General features: G+C 57.6%; 21 protein-coding genes and 3 pseudogenes. 9 read left to right on the top strand and 15 right to left on the bottom strand.

Annotated elements, in window-relative coordinates:
- Window positions 1–137: 137 nt before the first annotated feature.
- Complete coding sequence (locus ABIB66_RS38545; RefSeq protein WP_354258515.1) at window positions 138–311, bottom strand: hypothetical protein; 174 nt, start codon at window positions 309–311, stop codon at window positions 138–140.
- 1111 nt (window positions 312–1422) lie between these two features.
- On the bottom strand, window positions 1423–1782 hold the full coding sequence (locus tag ABIB66_RS38540) for an H-NS histone family protein (RefSeq protein WP_354258512.1): 360 nt from the start codon (window positions 1780–1782) through the stop codon (window positions 1423–1425).
- 527 nt (window positions 1783–2309) lie between these two features.
- On the opposite strand from ABIB66_RS38540, the gene ABIB66_RS38535 reads away from it, so the two are divergent.
- Complete coding sequence (locus ABIB66_RS38535) at window positions 2310–3008, top strand: hypothetical protein (RefSeq protein WP_354258509.1); 699 nt, start codon at window positions 2310–2312, stop codon at window positions 3006–3008.
- A 1436-nt stretch (window positions 3009–4444) separates the two neighbouring features.
- Here the strand turns inward: ABIB66_RS38535 and ABIB66_RS38530 are convergent.
- Window positions 4445–4738 carry a hypothetical protein gene (locus tag ABIB66_RS38530; RefSeq protein WP_354210361.1) on the bottom strand — a complete coding sequence of 98 codons (294 nt, stop codon included), beginning with the start codon at window positions 4736–4738 and terminating at the stop codon, window positions 4445–4447.
- Window positions 4739–6629: 1891 nt separating this feature from the next.
- On the bottom strand, window positions 6630–7880 hold the full coding sequence (locus ABIB66_RS38525) for an acyltransferase family protein (protein ID WP_354258558.1): 1251 nt from the start codon (window positions 7878–7880) through the stop codon (window positions 6630–6632).
- Between the two features lie 287 nt (window positions 7881–8167).
- Here ABIB66_RS38525 and ABIB66_RS38520 point away from each other — a divergent pair, with 287 nt between their 5' ends.
- On the top strand, window positions 8168–8875 hold the full coding sequence (locus ABIB66_RS38520) for a class I SAM-dependent methyltransferase (protein WP_354258505.1): 708 nt from the start codon (window positions 8168–8170) through the stop codon (window positions 8873–8875).
- Between the two features lie 107 nt (window positions 8876–8982).
- Window positions 8983–9510 carry a hypothetical protein gene (locus ABIB66_RS38515; RefSeq protein WP_354258502.1) on the top strand — a complete coding sequence of 176 codons (528 nt, stop codon included), beginning with the start codon at window positions 8983–8985 and terminating at the stop codon, window positions 9508–9510.
- A gap of 1024 nt (window positions 9511–10534) precedes the next feature.
- Here ABIB66_RS38515 and ABIB66_RS38510 read toward each other — a convergent pair.
- Window positions 10535–10807: a hypothetical protein gene (locus ABIB66_RS38510; RefSeq protein WP_354258499.1), complete on the bottom strand. Its 273-nt coding sequence runs from the start codon at window positions 10805–10807 to the stop codon at window positions 10535–10537.
- Between the two features lie 334 nt (window positions 10808–11141).
- Between ABIB66_RS38510 and ABIB66_RS38505 the strand changes: the two are divergent.
- Together ABIB66_RS38505 and ABIB66_RS38500 are read left to right on the top strand one after the other, a co-directional pair.
- A pseudogene (locus ABIB66_RS38505) lies at window positions 11142–11468 on the top strand (acyltransferase family protein); the annotation flags it as partial.
- 43 nt (window positions 11469–11511) lie between these two features.
- Window positions 11512–12132: an acyltransferase family protein gene (locus ABIB66_RS38500; protein WP_354258567.1), complete on the top strand. Its 621-nt coding sequence runs from the start codon at window positions 11512–11514 to the stop codon at window positions 12130–12132.
- A gap of 143 nt (window positions 12133–12275) precedes the next feature.
- On the opposite strand, the gene ABIB66_RS38495 is transcribed toward ABIB66_RS38500, so the two are convergent.
- Both ABIB66_RS38495 and ABIB66_RS38490 read right to left on the bottom strand, forming a co-directional pair.
- On the bottom strand, window positions 12276–12398 hold the full coding sequence (locus tag ABIB66_RS38495) for a hypothetical protein (protein ID WP_354258496.1): 123 nt from the start codon (window positions 12396–12398) through the stop codon (window positions 12276–12278).
- A gap of 180 nt (window positions 12399–12578) precedes the next feature.
- A complete protein-coding gene (locus ABIB66_RS38490; RefSeq protein WP_354258493.1) occupies window positions 12579–12758 on the bottom strand; it encodes a hypothetical protein in 180 nt (59 codons plus the stop codon).
- Between the two features lie 333 nt (window positions 12759–13091).
- Between ABIB66_RS38490 and ABIB66_RS38485 the strand changes: the two genes are divergently transcribed.
- Both ABIB66_RS38485 and ABIB66_RS38480 read left to right on the top strand, forming a co-directional pair.
- On the top strand, window positions 13092–14099 hold the full coding sequence (locus ABIB66_RS38485; RefSeq protein WP_354258490.1) for a glycosyltransferase: 1008 nt from the start codon (window positions 13092–13094) through the stop codon (window positions 14097–14099).
- A gap of 165 nt (window positions 14100–14264) precedes the next feature.
- Window positions 14265–15692 (top strand): lipopolysaccharide biosynthesis protein, encoded by a 1428-nt coding sequence (locus ABIB66_RS38480; RefSeq protein WP_354258487.1) that lies wholly within the window; start codon window positions 14265–14267, stop codon window positions 15690–15692.
- Window positions 15693–15897: 205 nt separating this feature from the next.
- On the opposite strand, the pseudogene ABIB66_RS38475 reads toward ABIB66_RS38480, so the two are convergent.
- The 3 genes and pseudogenes from ABIB66_RS38475 to ABIB66_RS38460 all read right to left on the bottom strand — a co-directional run.
- Window positions 15898–16254 (bottom strand): annotated as a pseudogene (locus tag ABIB66_RS38475) (phage integrase central domain-containing protein); the annotation flags it as partial.
- Between the two features lie 221 nt (window positions 16255–16475).
- A complete protein-coding gene (locus tag ABIB66_RS38465) occupies window positions 16476–16793 on the bottom strand; it encodes a hypothetical protein (protein WP_354258482.1) in 318 nt (105 codons plus the stop codon).
- Window positions 16754–17011, bottom strand: a complete 258-nt coding sequence (locus ABIB66_RS38460) for a hypothetical protein (RefSeq protein WP_354258479.1) — start codon at window positions 17009–17011, stop codon at window positions 16754–16756. Before ABIB66_RS38460 ends, ABIB66_RS38465 begins: the two co-directional genes overlap by 40 nt.
- Window positions 17012–17130: 119 nt before the next feature.
- Here ABIB66_RS38460 and ABIB66_RS38455 point away from each other — a divergent pair, with 119 nt between their 5' ends.
- Window positions 17131–17331, top strand: coding sequence for a cold-shock protein (locus tag ABIB66_RS38455; protein WP_354258476.1), 201 nt, complete (start codon window positions 17131–17133; stop codon window positions 17329–17331).
- A 125-nt stretch (window positions 17332–17456) separates the two neighbouring features.
- Here ABIB66_RS38455 and ABIB66_RS38450 read toward each other — a convergent pair whose 3' ends face one another.
- Complete coding sequence (locus tag ABIB66_RS38450; RefSeq protein WP_354258473.1) at window positions 17457–17630, bottom strand: hypothetical protein; 174 nt, start codon at window positions 17628–17630, stop codon at window positions 17457–17459.
- A gap of 215 nt (window positions 17631–17845) precedes the next feature.
- Between ABIB66_RS38450 and ABIB66_RS38445 the strand changes: the two genes are divergently transcribed.
- On the top strand, window positions 17846–19084 hold the full coding sequence (locus ABIB66_RS38445) for a helix-turn-helix domain-containing protein (protein ID WP_354258555.1): 1239 nt from the start codon (window positions 17846–17848) through the stop codon (window positions 19082–19084).
- On the opposite strand, the gene ABIB66_RS38440 is transcribed toward ABIB66_RS38445, so the two are convergent.
- From ABIB66_RS38440 to ABIB66_RS38430, 4 genes and pseudogenes are all read right to left on the bottom strand, one after another.
- A complete protein-coding gene (locus ABIB66_RS38440; RefSeq protein ID WP_502918354.1) occupies window positions 19009–19593 on the bottom strand; it encodes an ATP-dependent DNA ligase in 585 nt (194 codons plus the stop codon). The two genes, ABIB66_RS38445 and ABIB66_RS38440, sit on opposite strands and share 76 nt — an antisense overlap.
- A gap of 199 nt (window positions 19594–19792) precedes the next feature.
- The gene (locus tag ABIB66_RS38435; RefSeq protein WP_354258470.1) at window positions 19793–19987 is read right to left on the bottom strand and encodes a hypothetical protein; all 195 of its coding nucleotides are present in this window, start codon (window positions 19985–19987) and stop codon (window positions 19793–19795) included.
- A 356-nt stretch (window positions 19988–20343) separates the two neighbouring features.
- Window positions 20344–20609: pseudogene (locus ABIB66_RS43730) on the bottom strand (hypothetical protein).
- 830 nt (window positions 20610–21439) lie between these two features.
- Window positions 21440–21721, bottom strand: a complete 282-nt coding sequence (locus tag ABIB66_RS38430; protein ID WP_502918353.1) for a hypothetical protein — start codon at window positions 21719–21721, stop codon at window positions 21440–21442.
- Window positions 21722–21749: the final 28 nt, after the last annotated feature.

The raw sequence follows: 21749 nt of genomic DNA, 5'->3' as shown, positions 1-21749 counted from the left end.
CTACCAGTTAGCTGAGGTGTGCAGGGAACGGGCGGCGCAAGCCCGTCAGTCCGTCGACGCGGAGCCGTGGCTAAAGCTTGCTAAGGACTGGCTCGAACTCGCACGAGCCGACCAGCAACGGCGGGACAACGGAGCGCTTACGAGCCGCGCTGCATCCGATGAACAGCGACCAGAAGATCTGGCCGCTCGAGCACTTCCACCAGCTTGTCCAAGATGATGCGCTCGTTATTCCGGGGCCTCGGTTCTAAGTATTCTTCCAAAATGCGCTGGGCGTCACTAACAGCTCGAAGAGCTAGCTGTTCATCCGTCATCTGTTAGCCTCCAGTGGCCCTTCAGAACGGAAGAACTTACGTGTAAGATAGTTCCAGATCCCTTAATTGCCGGTTGATGATGCGGTGCTCACGATAGGGAAGGCCGGCGGGTTTTTCTTTGATCAGATCGAACCGGGGCAGGCCAGTCCACGATGACTAAGTTTCACCCATGTGTATGATTCCCTTGGGCGGGCTTGATTCGTCATGCTGGAAGCCATTCTCCTATTGCTGGGAATTGGGGCCGCAGCCCTTCTGCTGATCGCCTTCTGGGGACTGCAGCATCACGTATGACTGCGCCTCGGGGGCCTAGCGCCTCGAGGGGCCGCCGGTTGACGCAGCGTGCTTGCTGCACGCGACTGTGATGACTGTTAGGAAATACCCTGTGAAGTAGTTCACAAGCGGGAGGTATTCCTGAGCCTAGCGTGCGCGCTTCCACTGGAGGGAAGCGCAATGAAGTGGAACTTGGCAAGCTATCGAATGCTCGCGCTGACGGCCGCTGTTCTGGTGGCGGCTGGTACTACCATGGCCGTCGGTACTCCTCGTGGAGTCCATGAACCAATGCTGGGGTCCGAGTGGCAATGCAGCCGGACCATGCTGCTCGTGACCACGTGTGCGCACTGAAGCATTGATCGGATAGCCGCAGACGCGCTCGGCAAAGCTAGCGGGCGCTCGTTCATACATCTCGGCCATCACGAATGTCGGCCTAACAATCGGTTAACGAAGAACCCCTAGCGTGTTCCGCCGTTGACCTGCATCTCGTCACGCATGACGAGGTGGGTCTAGGACGGGGCCGATCCCATGGCGGACCTAAGGGAAAAATTGGACAAACTCCGTGCGGATGCCGCGGATTTGGCCCTTATGAGCAGGCGATCGAGCGACCCGCAAAAGCGCGCACTTTTCGAACGCTTGGCAGATGAGCTCGCCATAGAGGCTCTCGAGCTCGAGCAGGTGGTGAAGCTGCAAAGCCGGCGCTCCGGTCACAGCGACATGGATAAAGTTGTCCCCCTCCACGTGCGTCCAGATCGTCGCTGACCCGATCCCGCTTCCCGCGTTGAGCGTCGCCAATAGCTTCCCGGGGCCGATCGGCTCGCGCCTACTCTGTCGTCGTCCCTTAGAGGGTATGGGCTCGCGCGTACTCCTTTTCCAGAGTTAGATTTCGCGGAGCGTCGATTAGAAAATCGTCCAGCTTCCGGCCACCTCGAAGCTGCGGCCGCAGCCATCGAGGCAGCCTGCCGCGGCCGGACCATGTCTCCGCCGGGTTCTTTGGGTTGCTATATTTGGGGCGAACGGGCGGGTATGGACGGCGCTTACGATCGAGCCGTACAGCTTTCTCGGCCAGTCCAATTTTGCGGAGCCGCTCCTCCAACCGTGCTTTTTGCACCAAAATTTTCTGATTGAGGGTGGCGGCGACCTGTTGGTGAAGTCTCCAAAGCTCGTCAAGGGAAAGCGAATTGAAATGCTCGGTGTTCATCGCTCGATCCAATTCTTGGGGGAGGGCCCAGGCAGACAAGTCGGGAATGAAGGAGCAGACAAGCCGTCAGTTAAATAGTCGTCGTACAATCCACATTTAAATGAGGAGGTAGAACGGGAGAAAGGCGCGACGGCGGTAATATCGTGACGGAGCATTTAATTTGGTGCGAGGCGAATCCTCACTCCGGCCCGCACACCGGCATCGTATCATCCACAACCTACCGCTCGACCAGTTGCTCTTTCACATTGCCATTGCCATTGCGAAGGTGAGCGCAAACACCGCAGCGAGTGATCAACCGGGCGGCCGCGCCACGGATCGCGAGCGGGACCGACGCCCAAAAGCAACGCGTGTGGCTCGATTTAATCGAACGCGCTGCCGCTTTACAACTGAAGAGTGTTGGATGGCCTGTTAACTCGGATGCGTAGAGGCACAATTAATCCATCACGTTGCCAGATTTAAGCCGCATGGGGGCCCATGTCGCCGCGAAGGTTCGTGCCAAGTAGGGGGCGCAACACCGGGAGTTTTCGATGTCCCGTCATTTGCGATTTTATTTCGCCGGTTTGGTCCTTGTCGGAGGCCTTCCGACACCAGCGTGCTCCGACTCTTTTACCGCCTTGTTCAATATTGCTCCGCGCGAGCCCGCTGCAACCTCTTCGGCGCAGGCGGAATGTTTGCCGCGACCCGGCAGCTCGCCCGCCGCCGGCCAGCACTGGGTGTATCGGCGGGACGGTCATCGCAAATGCTGGTTTTTGGCCGAGGGCATCGCTGGTCGTGTGGCCAACCGCGGCGCCAGGTCTGTCGAGAACGAGACCGAGCAGCAAAGGGCGAACCCCGTGATCGATGCGCGCGCGGAGTCGCCAAGCTCATCGCCGGCCGAGGGGGCTCAGCCGAGGCCGGCACGCGAAGTCAAGGTGGCCGATGCAAATTCTGTTTTCGATGCGGGCACGCCGGCCCTGATGGCGGCGGCACCCGCCGCGGATCTTCCCACCAGCCAGCTCACGCCCGAGCACCGCGGGCCGCCCCAAGTTGACGTGGAGAAGCTTGCCGCGGCCGCGCGAGCCGTCTCACCTCCAGCTATGCCGCTGGGCGCGCGCAATGAAGAGGTGCGCGACGAGCCGCGCAGCTGGACGGTCACCTGGCTAGGTGTGTTGCTGATGACGCTGGGGGGCTTTTCGATGTTAAGCTCGAGCCGGACGCTTCGGCAGACGGTGAGATTAAGTCAGTGAAGCGCGCTACACTGGCAAGTTAGGTGACGCGGCGGCCGCGATCGATGAGTTCACGGCGGTATAGCTGAATGCCACACGTACAAGGTTCCACACGCCTGCCGTCAGTTTAGCGCTGCCTTGGAGGGACATTCGATTAACATGGCGGTCCCCCTTTCGGATGGCACTGCCATCATGCGGTACAAAGCGTTTGTGGTGGACAGCAGCCGGCGAGTGATCTGCGCAGCAAAGCTTGACTGTATTGACGAGCAGGCGGCGAGACGTCGAGCCTAGCAAATGCATGGCGAGCACGACGTGGAGCTTTGGGAAGGCGATCGGCTCGTTGCTACTTCTCAAGGTGCAACATCGAACGGATAATCGGTGCAACCGCCCTGTCCGGAATAGACGGCCGCCGACTTGTTCACGCCTTCGCCCAGGAACTGTAGCGCCTTATCGACCTGTTCAGGATGTCCACAGCTAAAGTCCAGGGGAGCGTTCGCTCGCTGCTCGCGCGGTTCATTTCCTCTAATGTATTCGCCAGCTCTTCTGTACGGGGCGAATAAGGACGTCGTGCGCTACCGCACTGGCCTTCATCGTGACGCTTCCCGGTCCACCGTTCGGGGAAGCTGGCTCGCTCGATGAAGCCAAGCGCGCCGCTTCAAGGTCGCCTGGGAGAACTCCAAGGCGAAGCATCGGCCAAGCTGGCGCTCGATATCGCTTCGCTGATCGGCGCCGTCGGTAGCTCCAAGTTGCTCGGGGAGCTTTTCCTTTCAAGCACGCAACACTCTCCGCGCCCTCTGCTCCTCAGATTGCCACATCCGCCGCTGAGATGAAAAAGGCCGCAGGATCAGCTCATCTCCTGCGGCCTTTATTTTCCCGGGAAAATTGAGTGCTTACGTAATGGACCTTCCAGCCCCGGCTGTTGGCGATGATTGCAGAACCTGGTTGGCGGGTTGAGTCCAAAACATCTGTTCCGAAGCGGAACATGGGAGGCTGTTGCGCCTGCGCAACGTCTTGTCCTGATGCGGAAGAGGACGGGCGCATAACCCGAAGTTCTGCCGTGTTTCATCGAGAGTCCGACCCAGTATTCTTGCGGGCGGTTGAGGCGTTCGAATTGGTGTAGATTCGGGGAAATGGTGAAAATGCAAGTGCACCATCAACCGTAGCACCAAGCTCGGCCGACGGGGAGGGAAGCATGGTAGCAGCTCTGCAGATAAACTTTGCGCTGTGGGGAATGATTGTTTGTGCCGCCTGCGAGTTTCTGCAACTCGTCGAACTATTTTAGAACAGCAGAAGCCTCCAACTAACCATTCTGAACGTTTGTGGGCGATGATACGAGCATCGGTCTTAACAGCGAGTTGGCCGGTGCAAAATGGGGCCCTAGCGCATCCAAGCAATGCTAGGGCTTTTTCGTCGAGCCGTGACTCGGACCAGAGCGAACAGCTCGGGTTCACGCCACTCTATTTTTTTCGCTCGCGATCTTCGTACTTTTCACTACACCGGAAATCACCGCGCTTTACGAGGTCGACCTCTTGAAGGGGCGGATAACAGTGAAGCAGGGCGTATTCGTTGGTATATGGCGCAGGTGAGCGGACGCAAACGTTCGCGCCAACCGGTAGATGGACCAACTGGCCATCCATCAGCATGTAGCTGCAGCTGTCGATTTTCTTGGGTTTGTCTGCGGGACCATCATAGGCCGCCCCGGCTGAAACTAGCGAAGCAAGGGCGATGCCGGCGATTATGAGAGTACGCATTCGGCCTCCTTTCCATTCGAACGCGGTACGAAATGTCTGTCGCGGGCCTAGTGCCCGCAACCGATCGTCGGTTGTTAGCCACCGCGGCCGACATTGGAGGAAGCATTATCCAGCCATCGCCGCGTTGCGTCGTCACTCCATCCGGGGACCGCGAAGCGCACCCGAGAATTGACATCCGGGCTCGGACGTTCCGCCGCGGGTTGGCGCGCCCGAGAGTGACGCACCTTTGCAGCGTCGGCCGAGGTGCACAGGAGCATCAAGAAACTCACCGCCAAAACCGAGCGCATAGGTCAGCTCCAATTCCGCAACCGCCCCTATCTGATACTCCGACTGTTCCCTCACAATCTGTGCCGGCCTCACAACTACGAGAAGGAGGCGAAAGCGCGCGAGCTACTGCGCGTCCTGGGTGAAGAAAAGGATATCGCTAATTCCGATCCGGGCAATCCGAGCAGAGTACGATTGGGTGCCTCGGCCTCACACCGCAAGGCTCCGCCGGCTGTTGAGGCCGGCGGTTCTCACGGCGTGGAGGCTAATCTTCCAAGGTTAGATAGTGCAGCGATGTCCAGGGATTCAAATTGCCACCGGGGCAAGGTCCTTGCCCCATGCTTCAAAAGCTCCTCCACCAGTGAACTGAGCTGGCTCTTGTCCGATATGAAACCATGGTCTAGCCTCATTTGAGACTGGAATCGTAGATCAATATATCTCCCGCGCTAGAGCGGGGAGACTGCGAGACGTGGCGAACGAGCGGCGACGTAGCGTCTATGCTGCGCAGATATTGGTCGACGGCAGTCCTGTGCGGTGCAAGGTCCGCCACCTCACGGATTCCTCTGCGATCGTCCAAATCGATAACGCGCCTTTCGTGCCCGCGGCATTTGGGCTGCGCGTTCCAGGTGCTGGCTTGGATATTGATTGCTCCGTTGTATGGCGTGATGAGCGCCGTCTCGCTGTGAAGTTTCTGAACTGACCCACGTCTTTGTTGACGCGCGTCCCTAGCTTCAAGTGGGACCGTATTGAAGCCGCTGCATGCTTGGCCTCGGCCGAGTTGCATCTTGGCTTTCACAAACCGCGCGCCCGCGCGATCCAACGCGGCATCGCCGCAAGGCGTGAAGCCATGCGTGTGAGGGCATGCTGTAGGCCGGTACGGGGAGGGGCGTGGCAGTTTTCGGACGCAATCCGCCATCGCAGACCGCGGCTTTCCCGTTTCACGCACATCTGCAAATCAGAATATGGGTCTAAATTGCTAGGCAATCGCGAGCACGGTCCGCACGAGTTGCGCGACCTGAAAATTGCCTTGGCCACAGCGCTCGGCCGGTCGAAATTCCGGGCCGGTCCGCTGGATCGCGAACCGCGATCCTTGCTCGGCTGCGACCGCGAGCCTGTTGAAGTCGTGCTCGGGCTTCGGGCGCAGCTGCTAAAGGAGATTGAGGCACCGAACCCGAGGCGGGATTAGCCGCGAGTAGGGTAAGCATCGTTATTCCCGTTGTCCCTTATGGAGCCTCGCGCGGCTTTTATTTGGACGAATTTTACGATATGTTTGCCTGCATGTCCGACCACAAGTACGGTCCGCCCATCTCAGAATTGTCCCTCATCAGGGATGGGGTCGCACCGGGTTCTCGCATCGTGTTGGCTGAGGCGGCTGGTCGAAGATTGTCCGGCAAGTTCGGCGTTGTCCTTGGGCTAGGCGCCACGCGCAACCGGGTACGTGTGCTCCTAGACGGTTCCAAACAGCCGCTCACACTTCACATTGGGTATTTGGATATTTTTGACTCGGGGCATGCCGACTAAATCAGCGTGCGGTTTATCGGGTTTGCGCGCCGGGCGGCCAGCCTTTCTTTCGCGTTGCCGGCTACATGGGCGATATCGCGGCGGCCATCAACACTGCGGTCGCTAATTATATCTCGGCGATGGGACGGACGTAGTCCTCGGAGGGTGGTTGAAGGGGCAATGATGCTGTGCCGGCCGCGTCTTCAGCGTGGCCTTTGTCGGTCGTCTGGCGAATTAGACTGAGCCACAAGCGTTCAAGGCGCTTCAGGGGCTCTCGGAGACCCTGGGCGGGCTTTTCGATCAAATTCCACGACAGTGCAGCGACGGCGGCGGTAGTTACTAAAGAGAGAACGAGGTTAGTACCAACATTCAGGATGCCAAGACGGGCGTAGGTCTGCTGGATCGGAAACCCATACAAGTAAACGCCATAGGAGAAATCAGCTCCCGCGAGAATCTTCAACTTTGCCGGGTTCAGAAGTCCAATGTAGATTGTGACGTATGCGATGGGAAATGCGGCGACGTAGTCGCCGAACGGCCAGCACAGGAGTATCAGGCTCGATGCGCCGCAAAGGAGAAACAGCCATCCCCGTAGTCTAACCTGGTCTCGATAGAGATAGAGCGCGACGCCAAGCAAAAATGCGACAACCAGTTGCTTGCCACTCACATGGCCGTCAGGAGTGTTTTTCCAGAGCCAAGAGCCCGGCTGGTCACGAATGAAGATCGTAATTTCAAGAACGAGGGCCGACGCCAATATGATCCAGCGCCGTTTTTTCGCGCCAATTATGGCGAGCACTCCTAGGGAAATGTAGCACAACAGCTCGAACGGTATGGTCCAGAGTTGGCTGTTGATCACATTCGGTATCGGATTATTCGAGAAAACGCCGGGCAGAACAAACTGAACATGACCGATCAGGTTAAAGAGGTAGCGAGCGAAGAGAGGGTCAGAAAAATATTCCTTGATAGGCAACACAGTGAGGAGTGGGCCCAAGATTAGCGCCGAGAGCACGACTTCAGCACCTAGCGCTGGGAAGATGCGAATTGCTCGAAGGCCCATGAACGCGATCAAGGTTTTTGACCGGAGCAGGCTGCCTGCGACCAGGAACCCACTGAGCGCGAAGAACATTGGCATGACTGACGCGACTAGAGGTCGTGCGGGCCCCGTCGCGAACGCATTCAAGGCCGATTGGCCGTAAGGAACTCCGACTGCGTGAATGGCGATAACAGACGTCGCAAGCGTAATGCGCAGATAGTCAAAGCCGGTCGGCCGATGGTGGGTCTGATCAAGGGCTCGTTGAATTGTGGGCGCGTCGTTCTCCGAAGTCGGTTCTACTCTCTTGTGCAATTTAGGCCCCCAGCAATTGACGGGGGTCTCTAGCACTGGTTGCGGTGCGGCAACAATGGCGGTTCTGGAGATTTCCACTAGCTCATCTTGTAGCCCGCCAGCAAAAGACCAACGATCCTAATAATGATGATCAGCATCGGAGCGTTCACGAGAAACGCCCCGGCGTCCAAGAGCACTTGCACCACGGAAATACCCCAAGCAAAAGTGGGGCTTTACCCTGGGTTGCGGGAACTAGCAATGGCGCTGCCTCAGGGACAGTGGGGCGAGTGGGTAGACGCACGCGATGGTTGCTATATACCATCTCAAAAAAAGGGGGGACTCTTTTGAAATCGATACTTCGTAAAATCATCACCCGGATTATTCCGTCGCTTAATGCGCTGGAGCACTACGAAAAAAAGCTAGCTGACAAGCCGGCCGCGGAAGTTTTCTCGACTATCTATCGAAAGAATGTATGGGGTGGCCGCCGACACGAATTTTATTCAGGCTGGGGGAGCCGCGATCCGCTTATCGTTGATCCTTATATTGAAGCGGTTTCCGCGCATCTTCAGCAAGTGGGCCGACCGTCGATCGTCGAGATTGGATGCGGTGACTTTAATGTCGGTCGTCAGCTAGCTCCATTTGCCTCCCACTGCACCGCGTGCGACATTGTTCCCGACCTGATCGAACATCATCGGCGCAATTCCGATCTAGAGCACGTCGAATTCAGAGTCCTAGACGCGATTGTGGATAATTTGCCGCTCGCGGATATCGTGATCATCCGACAGGTGTTGCAGCACTTAAGCAACGCGCACATCACTGCCATTCTGCCGAAGCTTCGGGCCTATCGCGAGGCAATCATCACGGAGCACGTTCCATCAGGAGATTTCGTGCCGAACCTCGACAAAGAGACGGGGCCACACTACCGCGCACACTTAGGCTCCGGGATTGTTTTGACCGAACCGCCGTTCCAGATAGAAGCAAAAGAACGTCGCGTCTTGTGCGAGGTTCCGAGTGATGGAGGCATCATTCGAACGGAGCTCTACGTCTTTTAAAACCAGGGACAAGGAGCGTCGTTTACACGCTGATACACTGCTGCACCTTGCAGACGTCAACACTTTTGGTCCCAACGCTCTTCGCAAGGACCATTCGCTTCGACGGATTGAAGCGTCATCAAGGCTGGGATTTCGTTTTCAGGTTGATCAAAAATGGTGCCAAGTTCGCCTATTGTCATGAGCCCCTAGCAACCTGCTGGAACGAAGAAGATCCCAATCGCGTTTCGAAGCAGAAGTCGATCGGGCCTCCTTTGCTGTGGCTAAAAGTCGGGAGTGCAGGGATTGCCAAGGATGCTGCGACCGCCTTCTACTTTCGGGACGTGTTTGGGAAGCATTTGAAGCAACGGCCTTTCGCCGCGTTGGCGATGGCACTCAGGCTTGCGCTGAGTGACGTCGGTTCAACAGCGTGGGTCCTGCAGAGAATACCGTTGTTGAGGCGTATTCCGATCAGGCGCCTCTCCATAGGAGCCGCCGTCGTTTTTGTGCAACCCTCACTCACGCCCGAACAAACGCTGCATCTCTCCTACGGCAATCGTGCGACCATCGTCTGCTTTGACAATCGCCTGGTACATGTAGAGACCTGGATCGCACGGAGCGAATGTGCGGATCGATCCTGCAGAAATGATGCCGCTTGACAGGAGCGCCGTCTCCTGACCTCCAAGGTCCCTGCCGTTTGGCCCTATCAACCGAAGCAAGACCCTTGTGGCACCCGGAGGTACGTTCCGGATCCGAATTTCAGGATTGGCATAGAGAGTGATGCAGCCTCTCGTTCCGTTGAACGAAAAGTCAAGCGTCATCCCGTCGTCAGCAGCCGCTGCACTGACAGTAATGAACGAGATAATAGCAGCGCAAGCAAGCGAGGGCTTCAAAACAGAACCTCAACAGCAAAGCATCTCTATAGCGATAACCCTGGATTGCCGTCCAGCGGTTGGCTTAGATTGATGTTCAGCTGTGCGAAATTAACCTGACCAGTCAACCTTAATGGCCTTGTCCGCTCCCTCCCTTAGTGCAGAGCGGCTTAGGCGTTGACGCCTTCGGCGAGAGATACGAGCGCGGATGCCGTAACCTGTGGCAACGCCCGATCCGTATATGGCGAGAGATAACACGAGCAGGCCGATCATAGGCTCCTCAAAAAGTTGGCTACGGCAATGCAATAGTGATGCCAGCCGCTGCCGACATCGAAAGTAACATCAGATACAAATCCAATGAGTGTCTCTCTTCGCGCGCCTTGTCCGCTCCCTTCAAGGAAGCTATCGCCCCAGAGGTGTGCGCTAACCGGCCGGCTTCCTCGGCTTTCCTATTTCTAAGCGTTGCCTAAACCGCCTCTTGGGTTTGGTTCGTGGCGGGGTGTAAACTAGGCGGAGAGCCAGCGTGCCAAGTTTGATCGATAGGTTTTCCAGAGCAATTATCACCAAGCGGCGCATGCGGAGAGGGCATTCCAAGACGATTTCAGTCCGACAGCACCAGGTTGTTGGCTTCGTTCCTAAACCCTCAAGTTCACTCCCTTAGGGACGCTGGTTCGCTGTCCTCTGGTGCTAGGTCCATGCCCTTCAATGGGCGGAGCGTCCTAGGCGTTGACGCCTGCGGCGGGAAGATGGAATGGCCTAACTGTCGCAGCCTCGCCAGTCGAAAATTGCGAGTATCGCCGCGAGGCTCCCGCTATGGCCGATCATCGTATTTCTCACAGCGTGGATCGCCGCGCTTTACTTGTTCGACCTCGTTCAGTGGAGGAATGCATTGCAGCAGCCCGTACAAATCTTGGTACGGTGCTGGGGCGCGGCGGCAAACAGTTGAGCCAACTGGCACCTCAACATACTGACCTGTCATCAATGAGTATGAGCATGGCGGCGGATCGGACGGTTTCTCCTTTTCCTGGGCCAGAACGGACGCCGGTACAATCAGCGCGACAGCGACGATCGAGATTGCTCGCATGGCAATTATCCCGAATTCTATGCATCTGCGCGGAGTTTAGCGCTGCATTACCTAGCTAGCAACGGTCTCTCCCTCAGGGTTTCCGCCCGTCTCCATGCGACGCCAGAAGCGGATCGTCTGGCTGCGTTCTCACGGTAAGGTAAATACCAAGGTCTAACCGTTAGCCGTTTACGGCTCGGCAGTCTTACATTAAGAGACCAACAACTTGGACTCAAGAACTTGGAATGCCTTCTTGGAATCAGAATGTTCGTCTGCGGGACAAGAAAAGCGTTTTCCGATTTTGGATGCCTATAGAGGTGTTGCGGCCATCTCGGTTCTCTTTTTTCACGTTTTTGTGCCGCTTCATGTAGACTTGATTGGGCCGCACGCGTATCTGGCAGTCGATTTCTTTTTTCTGCTCAGCGGCTTTGTTGTCGATCGCGCTTATTTTCGACGGTTGGCGTCGGGTCGGTTCACCCAAAGCTTTCTGAAGACGCGTGTAGTGCGGCTTTGGCCGTTGATTATTTTAGGAACAGTGCTTGGAGGCGTGGTGTCGCTGGTTCGCCTTGCGTCAACCCATACCTTCGATTTGTCCGAGTTTGCCTTTACTTTCATATTCGGAGTGCTGCTGCTGCCGTTCGGAACGCTCCCGTCGACAGGCTTCATATTTCCCCTCAACGGGCCGTTGTGGTCGCTATTTTACGAGGGTCTCTCGAACCTTTTGTATGGTGTCTTATTTCGACACATTACGACTTGCGGTGCTCATCCCCATGATGACGGCCGCTGCGGTCGGTGTGGTCTATCTCGCATTCTTCATTGGCCACCTAGAGGTGGGCTCCGGCAAGAGTTTATGGGAAGTGATTGGTGGTATCTCCCGCGTTGGTTTCTCGTTCTCAGCGGGCATACTTCTTTCGCGGATCGAAGGGCGCATGCCCGGCCCTTCGTTGCCAGGGCTCTGCCTGACAGGGCTTCTTGGAGTGGTGCTGGTTTTGCCACTGCCGGTTCGCAATGCGACGTTCGATTTATTCTGTGTACTGGCGGTATTCCCGAGTCTGATGTTCTTGGGCATCAGAGGATCAATTCCTGCGGTCGCTATTCCGGGCATGTCTTTCCTTGGCGAGATTTCCTACGCCCTGTATGCAACGCACTACCCAGTCATGAGAGTTTTTCTCTTTCTTCAAGAGAGGGGCAAATTGTCGGGTCTCGTGCTTTGGATGTCGATCGGCATCGAGTTTTTTGCGTGCCTAGCTGTGGCTTGGATCGCGATGGTCTTTGTCGACCGTCCCTTGCGGAATCGTCTCTCTGGACCGATCGGTCGACCCGCTCTACGGGCCCAGATGCCTTAGCCGCAATGCGCTTTTAGCGACCGGTCACTCCGTCAGGGAGGTCGGCTCACTCGCCTCAGGTCAGCATGCGTCACCGTCCACTCCTGAGGCGATTGAGATAGCAAGAGGACCCCAGCTTCAGGGCGCTGAAGCTGGGGCTGTCTTTAGGCTGCCCCTTGGGGAAGACAGCCATCCTCGAACGCGGAGATGGTCTGCTGTATGGCTGCAATCTTCTGCAGTTCGTCGTCGCTGATCGGGCCGATGCGGCTCTGCAGCGCCACAACCATTCGCGGCGTCGCTCTTTGAGTTGAACAAGGGGCAGGCCATGGTCAGGTAGATATCTCATGAGTGCCTCCACTGATGAATGTTCAAACAGCGCACCGGAAGACCGCTGAAGGACGGTTCTAATATGTCGGTCAAAATGCTAATGGTAATCTTTACGGCGATGGGCGCATCGCGCGAAGCTGCTAGGAACCCAGCCAATAGACAACTTTGATGGAAAGCGTGCCCAGCACGTAGAGCCATCCCGCCGTCGCCAGCATGATGCTGAGGAAAAAGCTCACTCCCAAAATCCACTCGGGGAGGTGCCAATTGCCCGCGCTCGGCAACTGCGTAGGGACATCGGTGTTCTCGTCGGCTGAAATCATGGGCGAGCCTCCAGACGGATCAAACTCTGCGTTCATTCCGATCGAGGGTGCGCTAGCCAAACCAAGACATCAGCTGGTGCGCGGTCGCGCGGTAATCTGCCAAGCGCGTGGGGGCGGCCGAGCGTAGACCCTGGGCTGAGCAATTCGGGAGGATAGCAGTGTCCTCTCGTTTGCCGTTGCGGCGAATACGATCCGATCTCGCGCGTTCTGGCGCGTGAACCATATCGCATGAAATCGGCCATTCGCGTCGATTCCGCGTGGCGGCGAAAAGCAAAGTTCCTTATGACTGTGAACGTTCTTAAAACGAGTGTTGCATATGAGGTTGTTAGATAAATGGTAGATATAGCCATTAAGCCGCTGCGATCGGAGGCAAATCACTTTGTCGGAAATTTTGCGAATTGCCTGCAGCGCAACGGTTATTCGGTCGGACGTTTCGAATGGCGCAGCTTTTACCAGGCCAAGACCGTAATCCTTCACTGGCCCGATGAGTTTTTCAAGAAGCTCAGCTTTCGGCAGGCCTTGGGTTGTGTCGTGAAGTTGCTGTTGATGAGGCTTGGCCGAGCGGTGCGTGGGAGCCGGTTCATCTGGGTGGCGCACAATGTGCAGCCGCATGAGAATCCTTGGATCTCGTGGAGGACCACGGCGTTCTTGAAATCCCTCGACGGGATTATTTTCCTTTCACACTTCTCGGAACGCGCCGTGCGCGATTTGCACCAGCTTCCCGCTGACTTGCAGGTCCTCGTCACTGTCCATGGCAATTACCGTGAAAACATGGTTAGTAGCCCAGAACCCGCAAGGGCTCTGTCAGGCGCCGTACGTCTCGTCCAATTCGGTCAGATCAGGCGGTACAAGAATGTCGAAAAACTGGTCGAGGCGGTAACGGCATTAACCGAAAAGGATATCCGTCTCGACGTGGTGGGACGAGGGGATGATGTCGACTACATCGCACAGATTCGGTTGCTGGCGGAGAAATCAAAATCCGTTCGGATCAACATCACAGATCATTATATTGCGGATTCCGATTTGGAGAGGCATATCGACGATGCGGACGGAGTCGTGCTGACCTACAGGAATATTCTCAACAGCGGTTCGGTTTTTCTTGCCTTGTCCAGGAACCGGCCCGTTCTAGCGCCGAGGTTGGGAAGCCTCCCTGAAATGCGAGATCAGATAGGCGAGGACTGGTTGTACCTTTATGACGGCGAGATCGATCACCTGATCGTCGGCAAGTTTGTCGAATGGCTTCGAATTCGAAAGCAGCAACAATACTGCGACCTATCCGCTTTCAGTTGGACGCGGGTTGGAGATGATCTGAGCGGCTTCATAAGAAGTCTTCACGCGTAGCGCTGTTCGAGGCACATTCAACCGGTCCCGAATCTCTGAGGAGCGCAAGATTGGCACTGGGATCGTTACATTGCGGCGAAGCCGAAACGAGCTGGAGATCCGACGCTTGGTTGTTGCACCATATGTCGAAGCGCGACTGGCAGATGAATGCCGTGGAGGGTGCTGATGGCCTTAAAGCACAAGGCCATCGGGGCTGCTCTTCTGTCGTTTTCGAATGTGTTTCGCCTGCTAATCCAGTTTGCAATGCTTCCGGTTCTGGCCAGGTTGCTCGACACGGTCCAATACGGGGTCGTGGCCATCGCCATGCCATTCGTGCTGTTCGCCCAGATATTTGCCGATGGCGGTGTCGGGCAGTCCCTAGTCAAGGAAAGCCCGGATCGACGGGTTGTCTGGTCGACGAGTTTCTGGCTCATTCTCGCTGTCGGCAGCACCGCAGCATTAATCCTGATCTGCATATCGCCCCTGATCGCCGCCGAATATAACCAACCGGAACTGCGCCCGATCGTTGCGACTTTGGCGTCGGTTTGCGTGGCGCAATCGCTCGGCGTCGTACCATCGGCAATGCTACAGCGGGCAGAGCGGTTCTCAACGATCGCCGTTTCAAACACCCTTAGCACAGCCATCGGGGCGGGGGCTGCGTTGCTGCTGGCCTTTGACGGCTATGGCGCCTGGGCGCTTGTCGGCCAACAAATTGTGGCAGCAGCTACGGGCCTGACGATCGCATGGACAACATCGGGGTTCGTGCCGCTGCGTCGATTTGATTTTGCTGGAATTCATCATCACCTTGGCTTCAGCCGGGATGTCATTGCATTCAATGTCATAAACTTTTTTGCGCGTTCTCTCGACCCCCTCGTCATCGGCAAGGTGTTCGGCGCGGCGACGGTCGGAAGCTATACAATCGCGTATCAGCTCATGCGGTTGCCGAGCGTGATTGTAACTGGTCCGATCAGCAGCATCTTCTATACCCACGTCGTGACGCGGGCGGCGAACAATGATCAGATCAAAACTGGATTGCTTTTCGCGAGCAGGCTTATTTCCATCTTGGTGTTCCCAACAATGGGCATCGTCGCTGTCGCGCACGCCCCGATATTCCGAACTGTGCTCTCCCAGAAATGGGCAGACAGCGGAGTATTGTTCATGTTGTTTGCCGCGGTCGCATCCATTCAAGCAGTCACCGGTCTAAATGGCGGCGTGATGATGGCGACCGGCCGCACCCAAGTGCAGATCCGATTTACGGTGGAATTCACCATCATTTGGCTTTGCTGTCTCTTCATCGCGGTCAGCATCAGCGTTTTCGCGGTCCCGGTTTTTTATACGATATCCTGGTTCTTGTACTTCCCGCGCTTTTCCCGGATGTTTCTGTCCGGCATCGGCTGCTCGCGGCGCGAATATTTGGCGACCATGCTGATACCGCTGCTTGTGACTATCGCTGGGGTCGCGCTGTATTTGTTCCTGGATGCGACCGTGGCACCGGACGATCTGATGCGTCTACTGGGCGCATTTTTCCTTGTGCCGGCTTTGATTGTTCTTGGCGGACTGCTGCAACTGAAGCGACTGAGGCGTGATTTGTCCGGTTTTCGCCATTTTCAATAAAGAGCCCCGACCGGCACGACCAATGGGGGCTTTGGCATCCCGAACTCTCGAAAGCTCCCACTCTTATGGTCGGTCGACTTGAACGGTCTCGCTCAACGGACTGACCTGAGCCGGATTATCTGGCCGTCTCGGCCGGCTCACAATAAGCTGCCCACGCCTCCGTCAGCTTGCGGCGCTTCTCCAAAGCGTCGCTCCGACGGTAAAGCTCCAAGGCCAGCGCTGCCGTTGCCTCCCGCTGCCGCAGATCGGCGAGGAAGGCAGCTACCTGCTCATAGGGCATCGCCGCATGGTGGCCACGCGCCAGCTTGGAGGGCTTTGGCAACAGATGGTCCAAATGACCGCGCCAGCGGGCAGGGTTCTCGCCGTCTCGGAAGCCCTTGGCCTTGGCGGCGTCAAGAACCTTCTCAATTCGCCCGCGCACCCGTGAGGCGGTTTCCGCCTTTGTGGTCCAACTCGGCTTTAAGGCCGCGAGCACGTCATCGGTGCCGATTGTGTCGACCGGTTTGGCACGCAGCGGGGCGGCGTACGTCTCCAGCGTCGATTTCCATCGGGCCTTGTGTTTCACCCAACACAATCTTTGGGCAGACGACTTGCAGAGATATGGCCTGTCGAGATCGACTCATATGATGAAGTTCCGGAGCTATTGCCAGAGTTGGAGCGGCGAGTCGCTCAGCGCCCGGTGTGGGTAAGTGGGAGCTGACCAGTAGGCGTTGAAGGTGCATCGCGAGCCGAGTACGTTCATCAAGTCGCCTATCAACTGGGATCAGCGTTAGGCGAGCGCGGTTATACCCGATGAGCGCGGGTCTGGCGCTGCCAATTTCGATGGTCGTTCTGCAGGGCCTTGAGCGCATAGGGGCTGATGACGAACAGCTTCAGGCCAGCCGCGATCCCGCTAACGATCGCGTCGTTGATGTGCGCGTCGCTGAAGCTGTATTCGACACCCTTGTAAGGAACGTGGAGAGAGTAGATGCGGCCCTTGACGCCTGGCTGTTGGTCAAAGCTGGGGTTGCCCGCTGCGACCGCCGATACAAAACAAGGCTGACGGTTGAAAGCGCGCAGGTTTAGATCGCGCCGGCTTCCTTGCCGGCGCGCGGCAGCCAACGCCACACGCCCAGAAGGTTGATCAGGAGAAGCACGACGTTCTGGACGACAAGCGAGGTTTTGCCTTCAAGCACGCCGTCCGCACTCCACGCAATCGAAGCCACAATAAAGATGGCGAAGCCGCACACGGTAATCCGCGCGTTCAAATTAGCCGCCACCATTGTGGCCGCAATTATGGTGATGGCCGCAGCCGCCGCTCTGAGAATTTCGGGGTCCATCTCTTTTGGTGATTCAACGCACTGGCGGCAACTTCGGCGTCACTGCAGACATCGAGTACCTGACCGGCGGCGACTTCGCCTAATAAGCAGCGGGCACGCTTTTTCGAAGGACGATGAAAATGAAAATGGGCGAAGTAAAGAATTGGAATGGCGAGCGCGGCTTCGGCTTCCTGCGCGTGGATGGTCATGACGTGTTCTGCCATGCCTCAGCTCTCCCGCTTGGCACGCGAGCGCTTGAAGTCGGACAGCACGTGGGCTTCGAGATTGGTCTGAACGAGCGCACCGGCAAGCCGATGGCGACGAACATCCGGCTCGTCTAAAGCCTCTACTAATCGAGCGGCTGGTTGCCCAATGTCCGGTTTACCGCCAACTTCGGCCGAAGAGCGGATGGCCGCCGAGGTCGCAGATGGGCTCAATAAGCGATCAACCGCACGCCTAGTCCTGATCAGTGCACTCGTCGCAGTACTGTTTTTTTGAAGTCTGCCAAAAGGCGGTAGTCATTCGCCATCTGCAACAGTTTCTCCCTCATAGGCGAGCCCGGCGGCAGCGCGGCAGCGTCTTCGCGCATCGCCTTCTCAACCTCGTCGCACTGAGCTGCGGTCAATGGTTGTTCGCACATCGGGTCCCCTCCGAGCGGATTTCATCGATTGAACGAATTCAGGCCGGGGCGCTCCGGATGCTTGTTGGTGCGCCCGTTGGGAATGCTGTCACATTTCTGTCATAAAGCCTATGCGTTTCCGGCGCGCCACTCAGGAAAGTTCTCCCTCTGCCGTTTCCGCATAGCGATGCCTTCAGACTTAACACAGGTTGGTTTCATAGAGCCTGCGCTTGTACATGCGCTTGCTTAGCGAGGCCGAGGTGTCGCGGAGTAACGTATTCAGTTTCGTTGATCCATTGCAGTATGCGGCCCATATCCGCGCTGCCGATATTGAGGTATTCCCGACAACCAAAGGGGAATTCAGGACACAGCTCACGCAAGTCACTTTTGACCAACAATGGATGCAACGCACCGAGGAAAACCTCCCGCGCATTCACCGCGGGGCGATCAGGCTCGACCGCAAGGTATTCACCTTCCTCACCGAAGATCAGCCCGAGGTTTACAACCGCGGCAAGCTGTTGTCGGTAGGCGAGTTGTGCGCCAACGACAACGACATGCAGCATGTGGTCACGACTGGGCATTATCGTTTTGGCGGAATTTCGCTCAAGCTAGAGGACTTTGCTGCGAAGTGTGAATCGATGTTGGGTGTCGAGCTCCGCGCGGAGCAATGCAATGGCGTCCTTCGGCCCCCGCCAGAACTGATGAAGCGTTTTCTGGAGCTGCATGCATTGGTGGCAGCCCTCGCGAAGACCACCCCTGAGCTTCTAACAATTCCTGAACTCGTCCGTTCGGTTGAGCATAAGCTGACCCACGCCTTCCTCGCCTGTGTCGTTGGTTGCAACCCCTCGAAAGTAATGGAGGCCACGCTGCGGAACAGGGTTGTTATGGACCGGTTCGAAGCTTTCATCGAGGCGCACCCAAACACGCCATTGTATCTCGATCAAGTTTGTGTAGCCATCGGAGTCGCCGAGCGAACGTTACGGGCCATCTGCGAGGACCATTTAGGGATGGGACCGGTCCGTTACCTCACACTGCGGAGAATGCATCTCGCCCGCCGAGCATTGACGCGCGCGCTACCTGGCTCCGCGACTGTTACGCAGATCGCAACCACGCACGGATTTTGGGAGCTGGGCCGCTTTTCAGTCGCGTACCGCGAAACGTTTGGCGAGTCTCCTCTCGCCACTCTCCGTCGTCCGCCCCACGACGTAACGACGAAAGCAGATCGTCCTCAACGCTTACATCGTCTGCCGGATAAGAACGAGGCCGGGTTTGAACTCATTGAGTTCGGCGCCGGTGCAACGCCCGCTATGGGGTCACAAGCGCCGATTACGCCCAAGGCGGGAGATTTCCGCTTTGACTTGGTAAGCCGGCGGGCGTGCTGCCAGATTTGTTTGGACCGTCATAGCTCCCGCGACATCGCCGGATGCGTCCGGTTCTTCACCTTGACCCAGTGCTTCTGCCGTCCGCCCCGGTAAGGCCGCTCGCGGTGCTTGGAGACCAGCCCCTCCAGGCCCATGCGGCAGGCGGCGCTGTACAGCTCAGGACCGATCTCGCCACGCTCGAACGGCGCGACGGTGATCCCGTCAGGCTGGCGCGCTAGGAGTCTCTGTAGGTTTGTCTTCCGCAGGTGTAGCGGCAGGTCGCGAAGATCATCCCCGCCAAGCGCCAGTACGTCGAACGCATAAAGCTGTACCTCGTGCTCATGCTTGCGGGAGTGCAGCGCGTTGAAATCGGAAACACCGTCAATGCCGAGGATCACGGCCTCGCCATCGACGACGAAATGCTTCTGCCGGTTCTTCAGCGCGGCCTCAGCGATCCAGGGATAACGCTTGGTCCAATCGGTGCCGTTACGGGAAAGCAGCCGCACGCGCTCGTTCTCCCGGATGACCAGCATCCGGTAGCCATCGTGCTTTACCTCGTGGATCCAGTCCGGTCCTGATGGGACCTGCTTGCCGGCGGTCGCCAGACAGAGCTCGTACGCCATCCGCATGTGCAAAAAGATAAGCGTCTCGCGGTATTTTGCGAGTCGGGAACAACCGGCAATCGGGCGGCGTTTCCTTTTCAGCTTCGGGCAGTGCTCGGAGCAGCATAGAGTAAACTTCCGGCCTCAAGGGGCTCATCCTCCTTCGGGGCCGGCTTTCAGGTCCCCAGCGGAGTTCTGCCTTGTTCGCGCTGGCCGGCTTTCAAGAAGCTGGATCACCGATCCCTTCAAAGTCCTCCGGAGGGAGCTTCGGTAGCAGGTGGGGCCAGTTGCGCTCGATGATGCCGCGCATCTCGGGATCGACTTGCTCGATTGTGTCGAACATCTCAAGCCGGATGCGCAGTTCTTCCAGTTGATCCGGCTCGAGCACATGGCCTTGGTAGACCTCGATCGGCATCCGTCTCTCCGTCCACTCGCTTCAGGAGCAAACGAAGCGACTATTGTGCATGATCCTGACCGGGATGCGGCAACGGCCCCTCATGGTCGAAAACCGATCCGAGGTCTCGCATATCGATCCATCCCCCGCATGTCGGGCACTTGATGAAATGCTCCGTTTCATCTGCCGGGGGACTATCAGTGCGCTCCCCGATGAACTTGCCTCTCGGTATTCTCATGAGTTCGTCGCAACTGTTCGCGGCCCAGCGGAGAGACGGCCCCGGCTTCAGGGGGGCTTTTGAGGTTAGGCCGGGGCCGCTCCGCCAGCTCGGGCGGCGAGCCAGCGCGGATTCAAGCGGAAGCGCCCCGGCAGGTTCCTTAAGGCGCCAACAAATCCTCGCCCGGCGTCAGCAGCCGCACGTAGGTACCGCTCTCGTGCAGGTCGAGCCAGCCGCGCTCGACTGCATACTTGATGCCGGCGCCAAACTCTGCGCCGCTTGCCTTGAGCGTATAGAGGAAGGGGTAGTTGATCTTCTCGATATGGATTCTGCCGTCCTGTACCGCCTCGATTCCCGAAGCTAGCTGAACGAGCTGGCGGGCGGCGGCTCCGGATTGGCAAAAGGGCGTTCGGTGACGTGCTTCATCGCTGGAATCAAAACCTCAAGTCCATGCTTGGCCTGACTTGCCCACGGCTGTCATGCCAGTTGGGCACGATATGCACAGATCCTGCGGCGCCGCATGATGAGCAGACCAGGCGCAAGCCGACCTGCGACCACGGTTGATCCTGCGGGAGTGTCTCGAGCCGCACGTCAACTCTGCGATGGCAGCGGCCGTTCAGGCATTGGATGTTGCAGGTCACGTGGCCCTCAGCCAGCCATTCAGCGCGGCTGGGGGGGATAATGGCCGGCCCATTTCGTGTATCGGCGAGTGCGCATGCCGCCATCAAAGCGGCATCGTAAGCACATCGCAAATTATCGATATCTGGTAGCTCCAGACGCGCGCGAGATCCTGCGTATTGGCGTGTGAGAACTAGCGGAGCGGCTTGCCAGCCCCATCGGTGGCGCGGGCTATTTGCCACAGGGGGGTCAGTACTATTACGGACTCCCATTTTCGGAACGCCGCGTTCTACTGGACGAACACTTGAATGAGATTTGAGCACCAAAGCTATTGGAGTGGAGGAAGCCGCAGTGGGGCTGGACCGCACTGCGGCTTTTCCCTGTTTGCGACTATCTGAGTACTGGTCCGTTTAGGAGGCTCGTGCTTCATGGGAGCCCTGTCGGTGGCGGCACCGGCGCTCGGCTCCCGTGCCTCGGATTAGGTGCGGACCTCCAGGCACGGGGGGCCGACATTCTGCCCGGGGACACTCAGAGACGACCGCGGCTGGATTGCCCGCGGGGTCAAGGCCGGGGCCGCTCCGCCAGCTCGAACAAGAGAGCTAGCAAAACCTCCAAGCTTTCCTCTCGCGTTCGTTCCTCTAGCGGACGTTCGAGATCGCAAATTGCGGCGGCTTACCGCTGCTGAAATCCGGTCTGACTTGAGCCCCTCGGTTGCCGCAACCAGCGCACAAAAAACGAGGCTCGATGTCAGACAGGCGAACATCGTCCGGCCAGCGATCGGCGCTGAGCGCAACGTTGTGACCGCAATGGCAGAAGACCAGGATGCGCCGTAAGCCCATCTCGCGCATCTCGCCAAAGGTGATCTTCATCTGTCGGCCGTCGGCGGGGGTAGGTGTATGGCGTCGGACAGGACGGGACATGCCATCATCCGCCATCGTAAGTAGCGCG

This window comes from Bradyrhizobium sp. F1.13.3 (assembly GCF_040548265.1).
Classification (GTDB): domain Bacteria; phylum Pseudomonadota; class Alphaproteobacteria; order Rhizobiales; family Xanthobacteraceae; genus Bradyrhizobium.
This window is presented reverse-complemented; position numbering and strand designations above follow the sequence as displayed.